The 17,494-nt window shown below is 63.0% G+C and carries 23 protein-coding genes and 1 pseudogene; 9 read left to right on the top strand and 15 right to left on the bottom strand.

Annotated elements, in window-relative coordinates:
- Positions 1-14 precede the first annotated feature (14 nt).
- Both GFY24_RS32060 and GFY24_RS32055 read right to left on the bottom strand, forming a co-directional pair.
- The gene (locus tag GFY24_RS32060) at positions 15-1,643 is read right to left on the bottom strand and encodes an acyl-CoA dehydrogenase family protein (protein ID WP_153808862.1); all 1,629 of its coding nucleotides are present in this window, start codon (positions 1,641-1,643) and stop codon (positions 15-17) included.
- Between the two features lie 73 nt (positions 1,644-1,716).
- Positions 1,717-2,475: a PaaX domain-containing protein, C- domain protein gene (locus GFY24_RS32055; protein ID WP_309231597.1), complete on the bottom strand. Its 759-nt coding sequence runs from the start codon at positions 2,473-2,475 to the stop codon at positions 1,717-1,719.
- Between the two features lie 210 nt (positions 2,476-2,685).
- Between GFY24_RS32055 and GFY24_RS41320 the strand changes: the two genes are divergently transcribed.
- Complete coding sequence (locus GFY24_RS41320; protein ID WP_194853099.1) at positions 2,686-3,429, top strand: hypothetical protein; 744 nt, start codon at positions 2,686-2,688, stop codon at positions 3,427-3,429.
- Positions 3,430-3,482: 53 nt separating this feature from the next.
- On the opposite strand, the gene GFY24_RS32045 is transcribed toward GFY24_RS41320, so the two are convergent.
- A complete protein-coding gene (locus GFY24_RS32045; protein WP_153808861.1) occupies positions 3,483-4,355 on the bottom strand; it encodes an alpha/beta hydrolase in 873 nt (290 codons plus the stop codon).
- Positions 4,356-4,462: 107 nt separating this feature from the next.
- Positions 4,463-4,792, bottom strand: coding sequence for a helix-turn-helix domain-containing protein (locus tag GFY24_RS32040; RefSeq protein WP_153808860.1), 330 nt, complete (start codon positions 4,790-4,792; stop codon positions 4,463-4,465).
- 91 nt (positions 4,793-4,883) lie between these two features.
- Here GFY24_RS32040 and GFY24_RS32035 point away from each other — a divergent pair, with 91 nt between their 5' ends.
- Entirely contained in the window at positions 4,884-5,603 is a 720-nt protein-coding gene (locus GFY24_RS32035) for an HAD family hydrolase (RefSeq protein ID WP_194853098.1), read from the top strand.
- A gap of 72 nt (positions 5,604-5,675) precedes the next feature.
- Here the strand turns inward: GFY24_RS32035 and GFY24_RS32030 are convergent, their stop codons facing one another.
- The 3 genes from GFY24_RS32030 to GFY24_RS32020 form a co-directional block, all read right to left on the bottom strand.
- Positions 5,676-5,885, bottom strand: a complete 210-nt coding sequence (locus GFY24_RS32030; RefSeq protein ID WP_309231596.1) for a DUF397 domain-containing protein — start codon at positions 5,883-5,885, stop codon at positions 5,676-5,678.
- Positions 5,882-6,607, bottom strand: a complete 726-nt coding sequence (locus tag GFY24_RS32025) for a DUF5753 domain-containing protein (RefSeq protein WP_153808858.1) — start codon at positions 6,605-6,607, stop codon at positions 5,882-5,884. Before GFY24_RS32025 ends, GFY24_RS32030 begins: the two co-directional genes overlap by 4 nt.
- A gap of 337 nt (positions 6,608-6,944) precedes the next feature.
- Positions 6,945-7,229 carry a hypothetical protein gene (locus GFY24_RS32020; protein ID WP_153808857.1) on the bottom strand — a complete coding sequence of 95 codons (285 nt, stop codon included), beginning with the start codon at positions 7,227-7,229 and terminating at the stop codon, positions 6,945-6,947.
- 165 nt (positions 7,230-7,394) lie between these two features.
- On the opposite strand from GFY24_RS32020, the gene GFY24_RS32015 reads away from it, so the two are divergent.
- Positions 7,395-8,006, top strand: a complete 612-nt coding sequence (locus tag GFY24_RS32015; protein WP_153808856.1) for a TenA family protein — start codon at positions 7,395-7,397, stop codon at positions 8,004-8,006.
- 135 nt (positions 8,007-8,141) lie between these two features.
- Here GFY24_RS32015 and GFY24_RS32010 read toward each other — a convergent pair whose 3' ends face one another.
- The 3 genes from GFY24_RS32010 to GFY24_RS32000 form a co-directional block, all read right to left on the bottom strand.
- Positions 8,142-8,534: a hypothetical protein gene (locus GFY24_RS32010; protein ID WP_153808855.1), complete on the bottom strand. Its 393-nt coding sequence runs from the start codon at positions 8,532-8,534 to the stop codon at positions 8,142-8,144.
- Positions 8,535-8,696: 162 nt separating this feature from the next.
- Positions 8,697-8,927, bottom strand: a complete 231-nt coding sequence (locus tag GFY24_RS32005) for a hypothetical protein (protein ID WP_153808854.1) — start codon at positions 8,925-8,927, stop codon at positions 8,697-8,699.
- A 272-nt stretch (positions 8,928-9,199) separates the two neighbouring features.
- Positions 9,200-10,099, bottom strand: coding sequence for an alpha/beta hydrolase (locus GFY24_RS32000; RefSeq protein WP_153808853.1), 900 nt, complete (start codon positions 10,097-10,099; stop codon positions 9,200-9,202).
- Positions 10,100-10,324: 225 nt separating this feature from the next.
- Here GFY24_RS32000 and GFY24_RS43490 point away from each other — a divergent pair.
- Positions 10,325-10,447, top strand: a pseudogene (locus GFY24_RS43490) (helix-turn-helix domain-containing protein); the annotation flags it as partial.
- Between the two features lie 141 nt (positions 10,448-10,588).
- Positions 10,589-11,041 (top strand): helix-turn-helix domain-containing protein, encoded by a 453-nt coding sequence (locus tag GFY24_RS43485; protein ID WP_309231611.1) that lies wholly within the window; start codon positions 10,589-10,591, stop codon positions 11,039-11,041.
- A 330-nt stretch (positions 11,042-11,371) separates the two neighbouring features.
- Here the strand turns inward: GFY24_RS43485 and GFY24_RS43870 are convergent, their stop codons facing one another.
- From GFY24_RS43870 to GFY24_RS31980, 3 genes are read right to left on the bottom strand one after another with little or no spacing between them, the layout of a single operon-like run.
- Complete coding sequence (locus GFY24_RS43870; RefSeq protein ID WP_153808851.1) at positions 11,372-11,911, bottom strand: DUF2789 family protein; 540 nt, start codon at positions 11,909-11,911, stop codon at positions 11,372-11,374.
- Positions 11,889-12,275 carry a hypothetical protein gene (locus GFY24_RS31985; RefSeq protein ID WP_153808850.1) on the bottom strand — a complete coding sequence of 129 codons (387 nt, stop codon included), beginning with the start codon at positions 12,273-12,275 and terminating at the stop codon, positions 11,889-11,891. The genes GFY24_RS43870 and GFY24_RS31985 overlap by 23 nt, the downstream gene beginning before the upstream one ends.
- Positions 12,272-12,781 (bottom strand): hypothetical protein, encoded by a 510-nt coding sequence (locus GFY24_RS31980; RefSeq protein WP_153808849.1) that lies wholly within the window; start codon positions 12,779-12,781, stop codon positions 12,272-12,274. Before GFY24_RS31980 ends, GFY24_RS31985 begins: the two co-directional genes overlap by 4 nt.
- 241 nt (positions 12,782-13,022) lie before the next feature.
- On the opposite strand from GFY24_RS31980, the gene GFY24_RS31975 reads away from it, so the two are divergent.
- From GFY24_RS31975 to GFY24_RS31960, 4 genes are all read left to right on the top strand, one after another.
- The gene (locus GFY24_RS31975) at positions 13,023-13,544 is read left to right on the top strand and encodes an AAA family ATPase (RefSeq protein ID WP_153808848.1); all 522 of its coding nucleotides are present in this window, start codon (positions 13,023-13,025) and stop codon (positions 13,542-13,544) included.
- A 158-nt stretch (positions 13,545-13,702) separates the two neighbouring features.
- Entirely contained in the window at positions 13,703-14,431 is a 729-nt protein-coding gene (locus tag GFY24_RS31970; RefSeq protein ID WP_309231595.1) for a hypothetical protein, read from the top strand.
- The gene (locus tag GFY24_RS31965) at positions 14,428-15,036 is read left to right on the top strand and encodes a TetR/AcrR family transcriptional regulator (RefSeq protein WP_153808847.1); all 609 of its coding nucleotides are present in this window, start codon (positions 14,428-14,430) and stop codon (positions 15,034-15,036) included. The genes GFY24_RS31970 and GFY24_RS31965 overlap by 4 nt, the downstream gene beginning before the upstream one ends.
- 220 nt (positions 15,037-15,256) lie before the next feature.
- Positions 15,257-15,922 carry a class I SAM-dependent methyltransferase gene (locus tag GFY24_RS31960; protein ID WP_228566843.1) on the top strand — a complete coding sequence of 222 codons (666 nt, stop codon included), beginning with the start codon at positions 15,257-15,259 and terminating at the stop codon, positions 15,920-15,922.
- 61 nt (positions 15,923-15,983) lie between these two features.
- On the opposite strand, the gene GFY24_RS31955 is transcribed toward GFY24_RS31960, so the two are convergent.
- Together GFY24_RS31955 and GFY24_RS31950 are read right to left on the bottom strand one after the other, a co-directional pair.
- Positions 15,984-16,580, bottom strand: coding sequence for a hypothetical protein (locus GFY24_RS31955; protein WP_153808846.1), 597 nt, complete (start codon positions 16,578-16,580; stop codon positions 15,984-15,986).
- Positions 16,581-16,905: 325 nt separating this feature from the next.
- Positions 16,906-17,322, bottom strand: coding sequence for an I66 family serine proteinase inhibitor (locus GFY24_RS31950; protein WP_153808845.1), 417 nt, complete (start codon positions 17,320-17,322; stop codon positions 16,906-16,908).
- Positions 17,323-17,494: the final 172 nt, after the last annotated feature.

Raw genomic sequence — 17,494 nt, 5'->3', positions numbered from 1 at the left:
GGGTTCGCGGCTGCTCAGCCGAGCTTGCTGGTAACACGATCGATGATCGCCGAAAAGTCCACGCTCGCGGGCAGAGTTCCGTAAACGCTGCCCCGATCGCCCCGGAGCCGGCTGGCGATGAACGCCTCGGCGACCGCCGGATGACCGTGCCGCACCAGCAGCGACGCCTGCAATACCAATGCCATATGCTCGATCACGCGGCGCGCGTTGACCTCGGCATTCACCAAATCCGTGAGCTCGGTACGGATTTCGGCGACCGCCTGCTCGATACTCGGTTCGGCACCGGCCAGCGCGACCTCTTCGAAGAAGCTCTCCACCGTATGCGGGCTCTTCACCATCGCGCGCAGTACATCCAGGGCCGCGACATTGCCGCTGCCCTCCCAGATACCGTTGAGCGGAGACTCGCGGAACAGTCGCGGCATCTGCGACTCCTCGATGAAACCGTTGCCGCCGAAGCACTCCAGCGACTCGGCCGCATGTGCGGGCCAGCGCTTGCACACCCAGTACTTGCCGATCGCCAGCGCCAGCCGCAGGAAGTCGGCCTCGGCCTTGTCACCCGCGGCGGCCCGGTCGTGCGCACCCGCGAGGCGCATCATGAGCAGCGTGGCCGCTTCGGACTCCACCGCCAGATCGGCGAGCACATTGCGCATCAGCGGCTGATCGATCAGGTATTTACCGAACGCCTGCCGATGCGTCGCATGATGCACGGCCTGTACGACGCCGCGGCGCATACCCGAGGCCGCGCCGATCAGGCAGTCGAGGCGGGTCATATTGACCATCTTGATGATGGTCGGCACGCCGCGACCCTCATCGCCGATACGCCAGGCGAAGGCGTTCTCGTACTCGATCTCGGCCGACGGGTTGGAGCGGTTGCCCAGCTTGTCCTTCAACCGCATCAGGCGTACCTCGTTGTGCGTGCCGTCCGGCAGCACCCGCGGCACCAGGAAGCAGGTCACGCCCGAATCCGTTTGTGCCAGAACGAGAAACAGATCCGCCATGGTCGCCGAGGTGAACCACTTGTGACCGATGAGCCGATACGTGCCATCGGGCTGCGCGATCGCGCGGGTGGTGTTGGCCCGAATATCGGAGCCGCCCTGCTTCTCGGTCATGGACATGGTCGCGAGCAGACCGGCCTTCGCCAGTGGCGGTCGCAGCCCGCCCTCATACGAGGCATTGGACAGTAGCGGCTCGTAAATCGCTGCCAGTTCAGGGTTTTCGCGCAGCGCGGGGATGGCCGCGTAGGTCGCGGAGATCGGGCAGGTGTGCCCGGCCTCGACATTGCTCCAGACGTAGAACTTGGCGGCGCGCGCCACATGGCTGCCGGTGCGCGGGTCGCTCCAGGGCGCACCGTGCAGTCCGTTCGCCACTGCCACGGACATCAGCTCGTGCCAGGCCGGATGGAATTCGAGGTCGTCGATGCGATGCCCGAACCGGTCGTAGGGCCGCAGGACGGGCGGATTCTCATTCGCGATCCGGCCCCACTCCTGCACCTGCTCGGTACCGGCCAGTTCGCCGAGCCGGCGCACATCCTCGACGGCCCACTCCGCGCCCTCGCGGACCAGTGCGTCGAGCAGGGTCCGATCGTCGGCGACATTGTGGCCGTACAGCGGTACGGACTGGTTGAACACCTCGTGTGTCTGCATGAGCGACTCCTTCGTCTGCTTGATTCGGACATTACGTTTTCCGAACAGCTGAAGTCAATACGTAATATTTTCCTCAGTCGCGGTGATCGACCTCCGGAATCGACACGAACTCGCCCTGATACGCCATCCATGCCGCATGCACCAGCCCCGCCGACCACGGATCCGGCCGAAGCTCTTGTGGCAGAACAGGATCCGCGAGCAGATGCCGCACGATCGCGGTGGCGACGGTGAACCGGTCCACCGGACTCTCGGCTCGCTCCATCAGCTCGAGCAGCCGCACCGAATCGGCCTCCCACGCCGGGAGATCCCACAGCGCGCCGAGCAATTCACCCGGATTACCCATCGGACTGCCCGTCAGCACCCGTACCGGCTCCGCCCGCATATCCAGCGGGCGCAGCAGATTCGCGGGCCGCATCCACACCCCCTCCCGCAACTCCGCCAACCGCAACCGCGACAGGCGCGACCGCAGTGACGCACGGTCGACGGGATCACGCCCGGTCCCGGTGATCACCACCATCTCCCAGTCCCCGTTCCAGGGCACCGTCTGCTGCTCGACCTCGTGCAATACCCGCTGCCGGCGCTCCAGCAGCCGCGCACTCAGCCGGAAGCCCTCCGCCGTGCGCAGCAACTCGTCCCCGGAAACCAATCGGCTCAACGCGACCCGCGCCGCCGACTCCTTGATCCCGAACGCGCCCGCCGCCCGCACCACCTGCGCCGGTGTCGGCCGCGCCGGATGATTACTCACCAGCAGACTCAGAATCACCCCCCGAGCCGTCAACCTGGGCAGATACGCCTCCAGGTCGAGCGGCGGAGCCTCGATCGCATCCTCCACGCCAGCCTCACTCCTCCTCACGCGACAGGGCAACCGGAACATTCCCTGCGATATGTCCCACCGTAAGGACCTCCGGCCGACATGGATTGCGGGGGTCGCGTCCCCGCGCCACACTCCGATGCCCTTCATGAGTATTCCGTTGGTCGTTCATTGGTGCCCGCCCGCATTCTCAGATCAGCCCGATCAACCCAGATACGAAGGATCGCACCGATGATCGCCGCATTCACTCGCACCGCCGCCCGGACCGCGCTCGCCGCCGCGGTCGCGGGAACCGCCGCCTTCGGGCTGTTCGGCACCATGGCCGTCGCCAATGCCGGAGGGGATTACGGGCCGGACACCTGTTTGGAGGGGTACGTATGGCGTGAAGCCAACTCCGCCGATCACGTGTGCGTCAAACCGGCCACCCGCGACCAGGCTCGGAACGACAACTCCGCGGCCGCGTCACGCAAGGCAGGTGGCGGGCCTTACGGGCCCAATACCTGTGTCAATGGGTTCGTTTGGCGCGAAGCCTACAACGGGGACGTCGTCTGCGTGACCACGGCGGTCCGTCAGCAGGCCAAGGACGACAATGCCGCGGCGGCGGATCGTAAAGCGTCACTGAACATTTGGCTCACCACGTACACCTCGGGCAACAAGTGCACCGGGAATGTCTGCACGGCGGTGTCCGATGCCGGGAGCCAGTTCAAGATCAATGGCGACCATTTCAACAATGGCACGGTCACCATCATCGTCAATCGCAATAACGGAGCACGTTTGGCGACCTACACGGTCAATGCCGGGCAGCACAACGGTTATGCGGGAGGGTCTTTTGGCTACGAGAGCAATATCTGGGATCCGACCACCGGATACCATGAAGCCTGCACCGGCGGCAACGACTCGTATGTCCAAGCGTACGACCCGAATTCGCAGCGCTGGTCGGGAAAGCTGGCATTCAAGCACGACTGCCACTCGTAGTATCGAAGCCGAACGCCGCACGGCCCCAATGGGATCGGGCGGCGTTCGCCGTGTCAGGCCAGTGCTTTGCCGAAGAAGGCGGCGGCCGCGTCGGCGGCGGGTTCGATCAGCCGCGGATCGTCATAGAAATCGATCTGACCGACCGAATCCAGCCACAGCTCCGACTTCTCGGATGTGACCGCACCGTAGAACTTTCGCGCCCACGGTGGGACCAGCGCGTGCTCGGAATGCACCAGCAGGAACGGCACCGTCAGCTGCTCGGCGGCCTCCTGGGCGTCGAAACCCGCTGTGTGCTCGAAGGATTCGACCGCGAAGGCATTGGTGTAGTTCGGGACCCCGCCACGCGGGGTGCCGTAGTAGTCGAATGCCTCATGCAATGGCATCGCCACATCGCCCAGGTCGGCGGCGACCGCCGGAATCGACTCGACGACGCCGTCCGCCAGTCGGCGTTCGCGGGCCAGGCGACCCCGCTCGAGCACGGCCGGATCGGGCGGATTGGCGGACGAATCCGCATAGACCCCGGCCACTCCGGCGAAAGCCCGCAGGCGTGCATCATCCGCGACGGCCCGCGCCATATACCCGCCACCCGCGCACACACCCAGCGCCACCACCGGTGTGCCTTCGAACCGCGCATCCGCCAGCAGCGCCGAGACCGCCGCGCTGATATCCGCGGCCTTACCCAGCGGATCCTCCAATTGCCTCGGCGTGCCCTCGCTTTCACCGAATGTCCGGTGATCAAAGGCCAGCGCCGCGAACCCGCGCCGCGCCAGCGCCTCCGCGTACACGCCCGCCGCCTGCTCCTTGACAGAGGTCAGCGGTCCGGTCGTGACCACCACCGCCGTCGGCGCGCCCACCGGCAGGTAGAGCGTGCCGACCAGCCGATCACCGGCACTGATGAAACTGAACGGAACTGTACTGACTGTCATCTCGCCATCTTCTCGGTCTTTGCCGAAGACCTTCTCCGGCAATGCGGAATCGACGGTAGGTCACGGTGACGGCCACCGGTAGAAGGCACCTCGAGGTACCCATCCGATCAGGTCGCCGACGCCACCGCCCACTCGCAGATGGCGGCAAGCGGCTGCTGCAACGACTTTCCGAGCTCGGTCAGCTCGTATTCGACATGCTGCGGCGCGGTCTCCTTGTACACATGCCGCAGCACCAACCCGTCCTCGATCATCCCGCGCAGTGTCTCGGTCAGCACCTTCTGCGTAATACCCGGCAGCCGACGCCGCAAATCCGCCGGCCGATGCGGACCATCCAGCAGCGCATAAACCAACAGAATCCGCCACTTCGCCGCCAGCCGCTCCAACGCCTGCCGCGTAGCACACGACTCCGTCAGCACATCCGGAATGACCAGTGCCATAGCTCCTCCAACAGGTTTCGGCCCCACCATTATCGACCACACTCGACCCGATCCGGCCACAGCGGCAGCAACCTCGGTAGGCTCGCACTCCATGGGCGATCTGCTTGTGCTGTGGGATATCGATCATACGTTGATCGAGAATTACGGTGTAAACAAAGAGATTTACGGCTGGGCGTTCGAGTTGCTGACCGGTACGCGTGCCGAGCATCGCGCCAGAACCGAGGGGCGAACCGAGCCCGAGATCATGCGAAACATGCTGATCGAGCACGGAATACAGCCGGCAGCCGACTATTCCGATCGAGTGCTGTCTGTGCTGGAGTCCGCAACGCTGTCGAGAATCGAAAAGATGCGCGAGCAAGGCCATGAGTTGCCGGGAGCGCGCGAAGCCCTGACTGCCCTGCGGTCGACACCGGGAATCATTCAGTCCGTCCTGAGTGGGAACATCAAACCCAATGCGATCACAAAACTTTCGGCATTCACCCTCAACGGATTCATAGATTTCGAAGTCGGTGGATACGGCTCCGATGACCATGTACGAGACAACTTGGTCGCCATCGCACAAAGACGAGCATCGGAAAAGTACGGTGACACGTTCGATAAAGCCAACACCGTCCTCATCGGGGATACGTCCCGAGATGTTCAGGCAGGCAGAAACGGTGGCGCGCACGTGATAGCAGTCGCATCCGGCGCCGAGAGCCCGGAAGAACTGCGGACCGCAGGCGCAGACCTGACCTTGCCAGACCTGCGGGACACGCAGGCTGTCATAGCAGCCGTCACAAGCTTCCAGCAAGCGAGAGGTTCACTCCTCTGACTGCCGACCGATACGACGACGAAGGGAGCTCGAGCATCATGCCCGAACTCCCTGTCTCGCAAGATAACTCGCCTAGGACTGGTCGAACTTCCCCGCTCGCACAGCGGTATTGAACGCATCCCACATCGCGGGCTCGAAGACGAAGACCGGACTGGCTGCCCCCAGCTTCGAGTCCCGCACCCCGACGGAGCCGCCGTTCAGGTGTGCGGCCTCTATACAGTCGCCGCCGGAATTGCTGTGGCTCGACTTGAACCACGTGGCTTCGGACAGTTCGATGTTCACTCGCCGAACTCCTTGGCTATCGACAGCATGAGCTGCCTGGTTGTGTCCTGGCTCAACGCTACCCGGCCGATCTCGGTGAACGCGTCGCGATACCGCTTCACTTCAGTCTCCCTCTCCAGGTAGAGATCACCCGCGTATCCCTCCACGAAGACTACCGGGGGTTCAACCAATCCGGTTGCGGGAAGACTCGGGAACTCCAGCAGCACAAAGGAACCGACGATGGATCCCAAATTTCCGCAAGCGGTACCGAGAGGGGCCACACGTATCGAGACATTGGCCATCTCGCTCACGTCAGCGAGGTGTCGGAGCTGGCCCGCCATCACCCCGCGACCTCCGATACAGTCCCGGAGAACCGCCTCCGACAGCACGACATCCACCGCGAAATCCGGATCTTCCAGCCGGGGTTGCCGACGAACCGAGATCTCGACCCGCTTCTCCACCTGGTCGGACGGCATCTCCGGATGCTCTACCCAAACCATCGCACGCCGATACTCGGGAGTTTGAAGCAAGCCGGGAATGACCGTAACCCGCCAGACTGCCAACCTTTGGGCAGCTTCCTCGAGACTGATGTAGTGGTCGAAGCGGGGGTTCATCTCGTCGGCGAAGGCCCGCCACCAGTTCTTCTGGACCGATGCAAGTTCTTGCGAGAGGGAGATCAGCAACCGGCGCTCTTCGTCGTTGATCCGGTAGGCATCGGCAAGAGCGCACCCTGCGCAGTTCACACAACTCCGACGTGCTCAGAGGTTCGTGGAACATCTGGACCGACGGCCCCACCACATAATCGGCCTGACATGCCTTCCACCGGCGTGAGATGCCGTACATCTGAAAGGAGTTCGGGCGGCCTGATCGGTCACAAACCCCGCCATGACGGCAAATACGCTGCCCGCCTTTGATCTCTGACCGCTCAGGCCGATTCCGCCAGCCCGGCACGGCCTGTTCTGGATTACGACCGCGATGAAGGTCGTACAGTGACAGCCTCGCCGTTGTACAAGCTCAGGTAGAAGATCTCCGGGGTGCCTTCGTACAAGTATTTGACGGCCGGCTGGATGTCTTCACAGCTCAACTCGTACAGCAAGCCGTCGGAATCGGCGAACGTCGAGATCTCCGCGATAGCTGACGCCAACGTGACAGGTTTTGCCTCCACGCGACCAGCTCGACCTTGTCGCCCGCACGGAAAGAACGCCCGATGCTGACACTTGAACACAAGACCTCGAGCTCGAGGTCGTAAACGTCGTCGCCCTTCGGTGTGCGCCGGTGGGCCAGACTCTGAATCAACGCCGGCTCACCGTCGAAATCGATCGTTTCACCTGCACTCAAACCCGCCGCCGTGACCACCACCGCCATGGCGCAAGCGTATCCGCTGTGACGCGCCTACCGCGAAAGCTGTTCGCTGACAGGCGAGTACACAGATGATACGAATCGGTTCAGAAGGTCATCAAGCTCGTCGAGGGCTCGTTCATAGTGTCCGTCCTCGTGCAGTTCCCAGAAGAATTCCCGCTATTGTGGAGTATGAGTCTTGCAGCACATCTGGAGCAGCTCGGCCGCCCGCTGGTCGAGGAGCAGCTGGCGCATCCGACCGTGGCGGGGATCGCGAAAGGCAACCTCGCCGAGCCGGTGTTCCGCTCCTGGCTGGAACAGGACTACCTGTTCCTACTCGACTACGTCCGCGTCTTCTCGCGCCTTGCCTGGCAGGCGCCCGCCGCCCACCTCGGCGACCTGGTCGACCTCGCGCACGCCACTTTCCACGACGAACTCTCGCTGCACCGCGCTCTGGCCGCGGAGTTCGGCGCCGACCTCGACGGCGCCGTCAAGGGTGAACCGTGCACGAAATACACTGCGTTCCTGCTTGATTCGGCCGTGAACTACGCCGACGGCCTAGCCGCCCTCTACCCCTGCATGTGGGGCTATTCGACGCTCGGCGCCATCCTCGCAACGAACCCACCCGCCGACCCGCGCTACCGGCGCTGGATCGACACCTACGCCGACCCCGGCTTCGCGGCGCTCACCGCCCGCTGCGCCCAGATGCTCGACGAAACGGGCGGCGACAACGCGGAGGAGCTATTCCTGACCGGCATGCGCCACGAACTCGCGTTCTGGGATGTGCCGTTCAGCTGCGCGTGAACCGGTTCGATCGTCGAACCGGGGCTCGGTGGGAGTTCCCTTCGTTTGGGGATGAGTTGAAGCGAAACCCCCACTGACAGCAGGGGTTTCGGGTGAGGACGCTGTCCGCCCTCGATCATCGAGCGGACGGCTGATTCAAGACGTGCTGCTGATCAGCCAGCGCCCGTCCACATTGTCGACGCCGTGGGTGCTGGTGGTGTGGAAGGAACGCGGTGGGTGCCCGGCCACGTCGCTGGTGAGAACTATGTCGGACTCCAGCGTGATCTCGGCATGTTCGGAGTCGCCCGACAGCAGCGTGCACTGCACCTTCTTGGCCTCGGAGTGGGCATGTGCGTCTACGATCGCACCCCGCAATCCATCGGTACCCGACTGGAATTTCTCACGGAACTCGCCCGTCGTCCGGTCGAGGATGTCGTTGATATATGAATCGATGATCCGATAGTCGTACGTCGACACGGCCACACCGAAGTCGCAACCGGCCAGCCGCGCCCCTTCTGGGTCCGCCGCATGAGCCGGCGACGCCACCATCAAGCCCACACATACCTGCGCCGAAACGACCAGCGCCGCAGCCCATACACCTCGAGTACGAATGGCTTCCCCCAAATCCAGAATGAATCCGACGGCCTGTTCCCGGCCGTCAATCAGACTCTATATCCCCTGTCCGACAACAGAATCAGCGGCGAGCATCGGCTAATCCGGTCCGCCCAGCGCGATCGGCTGGTAGGCCAGTGCCTTGTCCACGATCTGCTCAGGAGTCAGCGGAGGGTCGGAGAAGTCCCAGAAGATATGGTTGGAGATGTGTGGGTCCGCCACTGAATCTTGTAGCTGAGTGAGCCATTCATTCAGCTGCTCGTCGCTACCTTCGGCACTCGCGATGCGCGCGACCAGTTCGATGAGTTGCTCACGATCGAGCTTGGCCATTTCGACTCCTGTCTCCTCGGTGACTCACCGGCCATGATCGCAGCGGATGCTGAAGAACCAGCACTCACGGTGCTCGATCATCGGCAGTTCAATGCGTTCTCCGACACGGGTTGGGTTCCGCCCGTTGATCTTCCGACGCGCAGGACTGGCCGGTTCGGCCAGCGCGATACGCGGCATGACAGTGTGTTGGCGCAGTACGGGCGCTCCCCCGAAAACTCGAGGGTTCAGTTGAGTTCGGGACGCGTCAACATCTTCGAGAAGTCGTTGTTGGTTCAGGCGAGGCGGTCGAGGATGGCGGCCAGCTCGCGGGCCTGTAGGACGACACCTACGTGTCCGGATGCCAGACTGTGGACATCGAAGGGATTGTCCGGTGTGAGATGGTCGGCGTCGTCGATCATTTTCGTGGCCAGCGCCGGAGAGATCACATTGTCCCAGGTGAGGCGGATGAAGCTGCGGGGTATCCGTCCCCACGTGTCGGCTTCCACTCGGGCGTCGGCGAAGCTGGTCTGTGCCCCGTCTTCGGGTTGCATGCCGTAGTTGATCACCGTCAATGTCTGCTCCAGGGTGGCTTCGGGCATGTTGGTCAGCCGAAAGTCCTCCAGGGCCACGGGATCAGGGGAACGAAGGTTGAAGCGTATGAGGCCGCGGGATACCGGTTCCATTCCCAGAAACAGCGAGTGGTCGGTGTTGGGGATCGGCACATCTTTCATGGCCTCGGGGGTCTGACTCAGCGCCATTGCACTGGGTGCATCCGGAGTGGATGGGCAGAATGCGGAGAGGTAGACCAGGCGGTGGACGGCCTCGGGTATGGCGTTGCCGACCAAACCGATCGTGATGCCGCCGAGGCTGTGCCCGACCAGAATGACCGGTCCGTGCCGACGCACCTTCTGCACCACGTCGATGACGCGGGTGACATTGTCCTGCACTGTGATTGTGGCCATCGGTGACGGCGACGCCGAGAACCCGGCAATGTCCTGCGTCTGGTAGGCCAGTGGTATCGAGGCATCGAGCCCATGTCCGGGAAGATCCACCGGCAGGCTGCGGTGGCCGAGCAGGGCCAGTTCGCGGACCACGGGCGCCCAATAGAAGCTGTTACTGGTCAGGCCGTGTACGAACACGAATGTCGGAGCAGCGGTTGCTGTTTCGGCATCGTGGTGAGCAGGTTCGGTCATCGGGTTCCTTCCAGCACCTAACGTTCAGACTGCACCGAACAGTAGGTCAACGGCCGTCAGCGCTCAACGAGAATGTTGTGGGAGACTGCAGTTTCCGCAGATTGAATGAATATCGTGAATGCAATGACCATGCCAGAGAATGCACGAACGAACATTTGGTTTGCAATGAGATGCCGTTGAACGCATGCCGGTCCGACACGACGATGCCGAGAGGGAACCGCACCGATGCCGGGAGCCAGACTTACATTGCAGGAACGAGAATGCATCGCAGCAGGACTGGCCGACGGGTTGGGATACACCGAGATCGCCCGGCAGCTCGAGCGGCCGGCTTCCACGGTCAGCCGCGAGGTAACTCGCAACGGCGGACCCAGCCGGTATCGCGCCGACCGAGCGCACCGCGCAACCGCAACACGATTACGACGAAGCAAGACAACCGTGCTCCCGCAATCGGCTACGGCACCGACAGCCGAGTCCGCTCCGGACGATGCTGTGAGTGCGTTTGCGGCGCAGTTCACCGACCTGTTCGTGTACGACGGGATGCCTCGAATGCAAGCGCGGGTGCTGACCTGCCTGCATCTCACCGACTCTGGCAGTCTCACCGCCGCCGAATTGGTGTCCCGCCTCGGAGTGAGCCCGGCCTCCATCTCGACAGCTGTGTGCGCACTGGAAAAGCGGGATCTCATTCGCCGGGACCGCGATTCGCCGCGCCGCGACCGGTACTACATCGACGATCACACCTGGTACCGCACCACGCTCAACCTTGCCCGCGCCTCCGATGAAAAGGTCAAGGCCGCTCGCCGCGGTGCGGAACTCCTCGGTGCAACAACCCCTGCGGGCCTCCGCCTGACCGAGATCGGCCTATATCTCGACTACCTCGGCCGCGAGATGGTCCAGGCCGTTGAACGCTGGCACACCTCACCGATGCAACTTGGCGATCGCTGATACGGAGCCGCTCAATGGCTATGCGAGCGAGCCCGCAAAGACGCTGGCAGTGCCCGCCGTTCGAGCTTCCGCCCGTGACCCGAGGCGCCGGACCACGAGCCGAACAGCAGCGATACTCGCTCTGAACCACCCCCCATTCGGAAGTAGCGGATGCTCTGCTCCACAGTTGGTCTCGCTCATCAACTGCTCGGCACTAGCCGGTTCGGCCAGCGCGGTATGGGAGCCAGTCGCGGATGTTCGTGGAGGGCAGATCCCGCATACCCTCAGCGGCAAGAATCGACATGGCCCGCAGGCCCTGCCTCCGCCAACCAACGGGCACAGCTGTAGCAGCTAGGTTCGTCGCAGGAGGTCATCAAGCTCGTCGAGGGCTCGTTCATAGTGTCCGTCCTCGTACAGTTCCCAGAAGAATTCCCGCTGTTGTGGAGTCCAGAAATGAGCTTCGGACAGACGAATGCTCCGCTTCAGGATCGAATGCCTGGTAACGAACTGGTCGATGTCCTCGAAACCGCTGGGCAATCCCAACATCTCGAACAGGTCTTGAAGCGAGTACTGGCCAGTCCTCCTCGGTGTCCACACTCCGAATTTAGTTCCGAGAGCGTCGATCCGCTCTGCGATTTCGTGTGGATGCCACGACACCCTCGTCAGCGGTAGCGAATGTTGCTGCACCGCAGTGTGTCTCGGGGTCCGCCGGCCGCGCTGGCTGGTTCGGTCAGCGCGCAGCGCGGCAATTGCGGATGTTTCTGTGGCGCAAACATAGTCGCCTGTCGCCAGTTCAGGTTGAGTAGCTTGGGCACGTGGATACCGACGCCTCGATATCCGTGAAGCCGCACCAAGGCGGCGGGGACGCTCAAGGCCGATCGTAGGCCGCATCCACTCCACGGGTTGCGATCTCGATGGTCACGTCCAGTCCGACCTCGTAGATGATCACGGCGATCACGAGTGCCCACACGAAATTTCGATCGCGCGCTACTGCGCGCCCGCCGAGGTACATGCATGTCAGTCCCGCGATGAACCAGGACATCCACAGAAACGCCTGTGCCGGTACCGATTTCGACGCGCCCGTGGTGAGCCGATGCCAGTCGCCGCCACCGTAGATGAAGTCCGAGTAGCTCGCCATCACAATCAGAGATATGAGTGCGGTGAAGGTCGTTACCAGCAGGCCGACCACTACCGAGAGGACCGCGAAGGTGTTGGCCTGGGGACGGTTGTACGCGTGCTCCAGATCGACGGTCATACTCCGCAACCCCTGACGTGGACCTGGATGAGGAGCTTCCCGGCACTGCGGGCAGCGGTCAGTTTCGCCGACACTGCGGGGTAGTTCCCCATGTACATGGTCAAGTCGGGGTTGAAATACACCGAAGCACTGCAGCGATCGGGGCGCGACCCGCTCGCGACCTGGATCGATCGGTCCGACTTCTGCTGTACTCGATCGACGGGCCGCAGTGAAATCGACGGGACCGTCACAGCCGCAACCGGATCCGGATCCGGTTGTTGCCCAGCGAAATACGCCGAACCCTCCGGCAGATCGTCGCCCGGCGACCAAGTGACGACCGCGACTCTCTCGAACCCGGCGACAGTCACCTCGCCGGCGATCCGCACCGACTCGACCGAACGGTCCTGCCACTGGTGAAATCGATGTATTCCGAACCACGGAAGCCCCACCAGCGCCACCGCCGCAACCGCGACCCGGCCCACGCGAACCGCACGGTCACGACCCCGCCGAGTAACTGTATCTGTCATCGATCCCCCTCCTGATCGCCGACAGTACCTCGACCCGCAGACGCGGGAGCCGTCGCCGGATGCCCCCTGCCCGTACATCTCCCGAGGTATCGCGCCGGCCGGTTCAGTGACGCGTTCCCAAGGCCGAGACAGTCTCGGCGCGTTGATCTTTGAGCGAGCGATGGGGCGGCTTCGAACAGCACGGTTTGCGGCGAGATAGGGCGTTCGGACATCCACGTTCGATGTCGGTCATGATCGATCGATGGACCCACTTCTCGTACTGGTGAACGGACTTCCCGGGTCGGGCAAGACCACCCTGGGCACCGCGGTGGCCCGAACCATGAACGCCTGGTTCCTGTCCAAAGACGCCATCAAGGAGGCGTTGGCCGGCTGCCTCGAAAACGCCGCCGGGATACCGGAACTCGGCGGGATCGCCATGGACACGATATGGAGTCTGGCTCAGACATCACCGGTCGACTTGGTCATCGATTCCTGGTGGTTCAAGCCACGTGATCTCGCTTTCGCGCGGGCGGGCATCGAGCGGGCAGGAACTCGCAGAGTTGTCGAGATCTGGTGCGAGGTCCCCGCCGAAATTGCGAAGGCACGCTACGCGTCCCGTCAGCGGCCTGCCCTCTACCGGGACGAGCAACGCTTGGCCCAGCACTGGGACAACTGGGCATCGCACGCCACTCCGCTCGGGGTGGCACCCACCCTCATCGTCGACACCACGCGCGCCGTCGATCCCACTCACGTCGCTGCACAGATCAGGGCTGTAGCCAGCTGACAGATGCCGCAATTGCGGCACCGAAAGTACCGTCCACGAACAGGCCCCTTGCGTGCGATATGCGGCATGACCGCGCCTTTGTCGCCGCACTCCGCGACTCCCCGGAATTGAATCGGCTACCCTGTTAAGTGTAGTAATCCTAACTTTAAGGAGTCGGTGTGGCCGCATCGAAGAGTGCCGAGATCGGAGGCCGCCGGGTCGAGCGGGCGCAGGTGCTGGCCTGGGAGGACCGTCGCATCGATGCCGCAGCGAAGAAACTCGGCGTGGCCGCACCACGGCTCGGCGATATCGCCGAGCGGAGGGAAGCACTGCTGCGGGCGAAGCTCGAACTCGGATCGCAGGAGATTCGGAGGCGGTTGGCGCGCGATACCCGCTGGGCCGACCGCGTCGCCCGCGCCCAAGCGCGGGTGAGCCGGCAACGGCGGCGCAGCGTTGCCGAGCTTCGCGTATCGGGCGGGTCCGCCGCGGATTTCGTGGCCTGGTTCGACAGCACAACGAACGCCGTCGATCCGACCGCGATGTTGCGCGCATGCCCGGATCACTTCGACTCCGCGTTCGGTGCACGAGGTCAGGAGGTACTCGAGACGACGGGTTCGAGTCCCTTCGCGGCGCTGTTCTTCATCGACTATGCCGACGTGTCGAGCTTGCTCACTCCACCCGACGCATCTTTCCCCTACCAGGTCACCGGTGTTGCCCGCGCGCAGGACGGCACCGCGATCGGCGGAGTCCGGCACCAATTCCGCGACACCGAGGACGGCTTCCACGCTCGATTGACCGTCGAATTCCCCTTGCCGACCCTGCCCACAATGGTCGCGGGTCCTCGCTGGCACCTGGCGTGTGAATTCTCGAACTGGATCGAATCCGCGACAACAGCTGGGCGGCAATGAATTCCGATATCGGGCCCGACAAACCGCAACCTCGCCGGCGGAGCGGTGGACGCAGTGCACGAGTTCGAGAAGCCGTAATCGCCGCCACCTTGCAGCAGGTCCTCGACCACGGAATCGAAGGGCTGTCCCTCGGCTCTGTGGCCGCCCGCGCCGGCGTTTCGGAAACGACGATCTATCGCCGATGGGGTTCGCGGACCGCGTTGATCACGGACGCGGTGAATGATCTTGCGGCGGTAGGCAATCCGCCGCCCCAGACAGGGGCGCTCCGCGAGGATCTGCAACAGATCCTCGAGCAGATCGCACGCCTGATCACCCGGCCAGGTGTCGCCCGGCTGCTGGGCACCGCCGCCGCACTCGACGCCGATCCGGAACTCACCCACGCCCGAACGACATTCTGGAACAACCGATTCGACCAGATCGCGCCAGTCGTCGAACGTGCCCGCACCGCCGGAACCCTCCGCACCGACGCACGCCCACGAGAGGTCCTGGAAACCCTTGCCGCACCCTTGTACTTCCGGCTACTGGTGACAACGGAACCAATCGACGCCGAGCTGATCACCCGCTGCGTCGAGCACACGATCACCCTCTATCAACCGCCACCATGAGCCGGTGTATCCGCGCCACGGATATTCTCGAGTCGACAGAAGTGTGCACTCCGACGACGAGACCGACTCAGGCTGTTGATCTTTGAGGATGGTCGACTGGCCGCTTCGACCCATGCGGGAAGCGGCATGTCTGGAAGTTGGGAACAACTGTGGCGCAATTGAATCCAAGCCGAATGGGACGCCGTCTCACTGGCATCGTTGGGTAGTCTGAGGCGTGGGGATGGAACTGAGCGGCAGCAACTGGCTGGAAGACACACGGACCTCGTACGACACTGTCGCCGATAGCTATGCAGACCTGACACGTCACCTCCTCGAGGAAACACCCGAAGAGCGCGCTGTCCTGGCGATGTTCGCCGACCGGGTGCGCACGCAGGGAGGGGGTCCAGTTGCGGATGTTGGATGTGGGACAGGGCGGATCACGGCGCACCTTTGCCAGTTGGGTGTGGATGCCTTCGGAATCGACCTGTCGCCCGGCATGATCGAGGCGGCCAGGCGCGATCACCCCGGCCTCCGGTTCGATATCGGCTCCATGACGGACCTCCCTTTCGCAGACGCCTCTATATCTGGCCTGGTCGCGTGGTATTCGCTGATCCACATTCCCGACGACGAGATCAGTTGTGTCTTCGCGCATTTCCAGCGAGTACTCCAATCCGGCGGACCCCTGCTGATCGGCTTCCACGTCGGAGACGAGTCGCAATTTAAGACCCAAGGCTATGGCGGGCAGCCGATGCACCTCTACGTCCATCGTCGTGGGCACAGTCAGATGCGCGTGTGGCTCGAGGATCATGGCTTCGCCATCGAGGCACAGCGAACTCTCACCTCGGCCGAGAGTCCGCTCGGAGGGATCATTCTCGCCCGTCGTCCTGAGATGACTTCTGTGCGTTGAGCTTCGAGACGGCCGCGTAGCCGGTTCAGTCAGTGCGGTATGCGGCAAGCGCGGACGTAGTTCACGAGGTCAGATAGAACAATCCCCAGCCGCGGCGCTCAGCCTCATGAAGGACGTCACCCCAACCCTGCAGCAGTGAAAGCACCTGCCCGACATCACCGAACCAACGATCTTCGATCAGTTGCGCGGCCAAAACCGGACGCAATGCACCGATCCGGTCGGAGCATTCGCGCCACAACCGCGCGAGGCCGCAGACCTCGCTCGGCGGAAAACAGTTCATCAGCTCAGCTTGTCCGGGCAGCTGCTCTGACAAATCGACTCTCGCAGAAGGTACGCCGAGCACGAGCCGGCCGATGAACTCATCGAACAGCGCCACGACATCAGCTGGCATATCGGGCCGTTCACGGGCGTGTTCCCACAGATGCCCTAGGAAGAAGTGCGGCTTGTACGATCCCGTGGACCCCAATCCACGGAATGTGCATTCGGCATACCACGAATCCACGAGCAGAGGCCACCGCAGGCGAACGTCATCAGGTTCGTCGACTTCCCAGTCCGGCAAGGCGTCAAATAGCTGCCAAATACCTTGAATACCAGCCGCATTCAATGTGTCGGCTACGCGATCCCAGTGCGCGATGGCCGGATAGATATCGACACCCATACCCGGATCCTGTCGTGGATCGACAACCCGCACCAGCTGATTGTCTACGAGCAGCGGTTTGGCCTACTGAGACACCCCATCCCCAGGTTCGGATGTTGCCGCTCAAATGCGCGAGATTCACCATGATGGCGTGTCCCCGAGGCCGAGATAACCTCGGCGTGTTGTTCTTTGAGCGAGCCGTGTGGCCGCTTCGAACAGCACGGCATGCGGCAGTTCCGGATGTTTTGGTCAGCGGCGTGGCGCTCGAGGGCGCAACTTCGAACGGATCCGAGGTGCCTTCAAGCGAGCACCCTCGAGCGTCAGTCGCTGTTCTAGAAGGCGGTCACTAATCCCACATTGGGTCCAGTCGCCACAGCTGAGACCTGGGAGGGATCGAAGCCGTGGATACGAGGGGCTTCAACGAGACCGCAGCGGGACTGCCGTTGCTGCTCGCCACTGTCCACACGATGGACGGGTCGGAGCTCGACGCGATAGTGAAGGCATCCTGGAACTCCTGACGTTCGATCAGCCAGTCCACGTCCTGCTCCTCGAAAACAGTGGCGGCGAGGTTCCCGTCCACCACGCTGGTGTGCGGGTAGCCGCCGATGGAGAGGCTGTACACATTGGCGTCCATTCGCCTGACGGCCCATTCGATGATAGGCCCACCCAGGTAGACCTTCTGCAATGCCGGTCGAGTCGGGTTGATACTGGCTGGTTGTGTGCCGTCGGTCAAACTGCTGATCCGGAACATTCCTGATGGCATAACGTTTCTCCGATCCTCGGTTGGTCGTGGATCATCTTGTGACTTAGACCGCGTCTGAGAACTCGGTTATCGGCGTGCGAGGCGGCGTGACATAACGGCGATCATGGCGATGTGGATCATCGTTTCGTGGTGGTCGGGTCTGGTCTCGTAGTCGCGCACGCAGCGGCGGTGT

The sequence above is a fragment of the Nocardia sp. SYP-A9097 genome, assembly GCF_009649815.1.
Taxonomy (GTDB): Bacteria; Actinomycetota; Actinomycetes; order Mycobacteriales; family Mycobacteriaceae; genus Nocardia.
Note: the sequence above shows the minus strand (reverse complement) of the source record. Positions and strands in the feature narration are given on the sequence as shown.

What these genes read in the sequence shown, in the direction of transcription:
- GFY24_RS32060 (WP_153808862.1), bottom strand. Translation starts at nt 1,643, where the DNA reads ATGCAGACACACGAGGTGTTCAACCAGTCCGTACCGCTGTACGGCCAC.
- GFY24_RS41320 (WP_194853099.1), top strand. Translation starts at nt 2,686, where the DNA reads ATGATCGCCGCATTCACTCGCACCGCCGCCCGGACCGCGCTCGCCGCC.
- GFY24_RS32045 (WP_153808861.1), bottom strand. Translation starts at nt 4,355, where the DNA reads ATGACAGTCAGTACAGTTCCGTTCAGTTTCATCAGTGCCGGTGATCGG.
- GFY24_RS32040 (WP_153808860.1), bottom strand. Translation starts at nt 4,792, where the DNA reads ATGGCACTGGTCATTCCGGATGTGCTGACGGAGTCGTGTGCTACGCGG.
- GFY24_RS32035 (WP_194853098.1), top strand. Translation starts at nt 4,884, where the DNA reads ATGGGCGATCTGCTTGTGCTGTGGGATATCGATCATACGTTGATCGAG.
- GFY24_RS32020 (WP_153808857.1), bottom strand. Translation starts at nt 7,229, where the DNA reads ATGGCGGTGGTGGTCACGGCGGCGGGTTTGAGTGCAGGTGAAACGATC.
- GFY24_RS32015 (WP_153808856.1), top strand. Translation starts at nt 7,395, where the DNA reads ATGAGTCTTGCAGCACATCTGGAGCAGCTCGGCCGCCCGCTGGTCGAG.
- GFY24_RS32010 (WP_153808855.1), bottom strand. Translation starts at nt 8,534, where the DNA reads ATGGTGGCGTCGCCGGCTCATGCGGCGGACCCAGAAGGGGCGCGGCTG.
- GFY24_RS32005 (WP_153808854.1), bottom strand. Translation starts at nt 8,927, where the DNA reads ATGGCCAAGCTCGATCGTGAGCAACTCATCGAACTGGTCGCGCGCATC.
- GFY24_RS32000 (WP_153808853.1), bottom strand. Translation starts at nt 10,099, where the DNA reads ATGACCGAACCTGCTCACCACGATGCCGAAACAGCAACCGCTGCTCCG.
- GFY24_RS43870 (WP_153808851.1), bottom strand. Translation starts at nt 11,911, where the DNA reads ATGCGGCCTACGATCGGCCTTGAGCGTCCCCGCCGCCTTGGTGCGGCT.
- GFY24_RS31985 (WP_153808850.1), bottom strand. Translation starts at nt 12,275, where the DNA reads ATGACCGTCGATCTGGAGCACGCGTACAACCGTCCCCAGGCCAACACC.
- GFY24_RS31980 (WP_153808849.1), bottom strand. Translation starts at nt 12,781, where the DNA reads ATGACAGATACAGTTACTCGGCGGGGTCGTGACCGTGCGGTTCGCGTG.
- GFY24_RS31975 (WP_153808848.1), top strand. Translation starts at nt 13,023, where the DNA reads ATGGACCCACTTCTCGTACTGGTGAACGGACTTCCCGGGTCGGGCAAG.
- GFY24_RS31965 (WP_153808847.1), top strand. Translation starts at nt 14,428, where the DNA reads ATGAATTCCGATATCGGGCCCGACAAACCGCAACCTCGCCGGCGGAGC.
- GFY24_RS31960 (WP_228566843.1), top strand. Translation starts at nt 15,257, where the DNA reads ATGGAACTGAGCGGCAGCAACTGGCTGGAAGACACACGGACCTCGTAC.
- GFY24_RS31955 (WP_153808846.1), bottom strand. Translation starts at nt 16,580, where the DNA reads ATGGGTGTCGATATCTATCCGGCCATCGCGCACTGGGATCGCGTAGCC.
- GFY24_RS31950 (WP_153808845.1), bottom strand. Translation starts at nt 17,322, where the DNA reads ATGCCATCAGGAATGTTCCGGATCAGCAGTTTGACCGACGGCACACAA.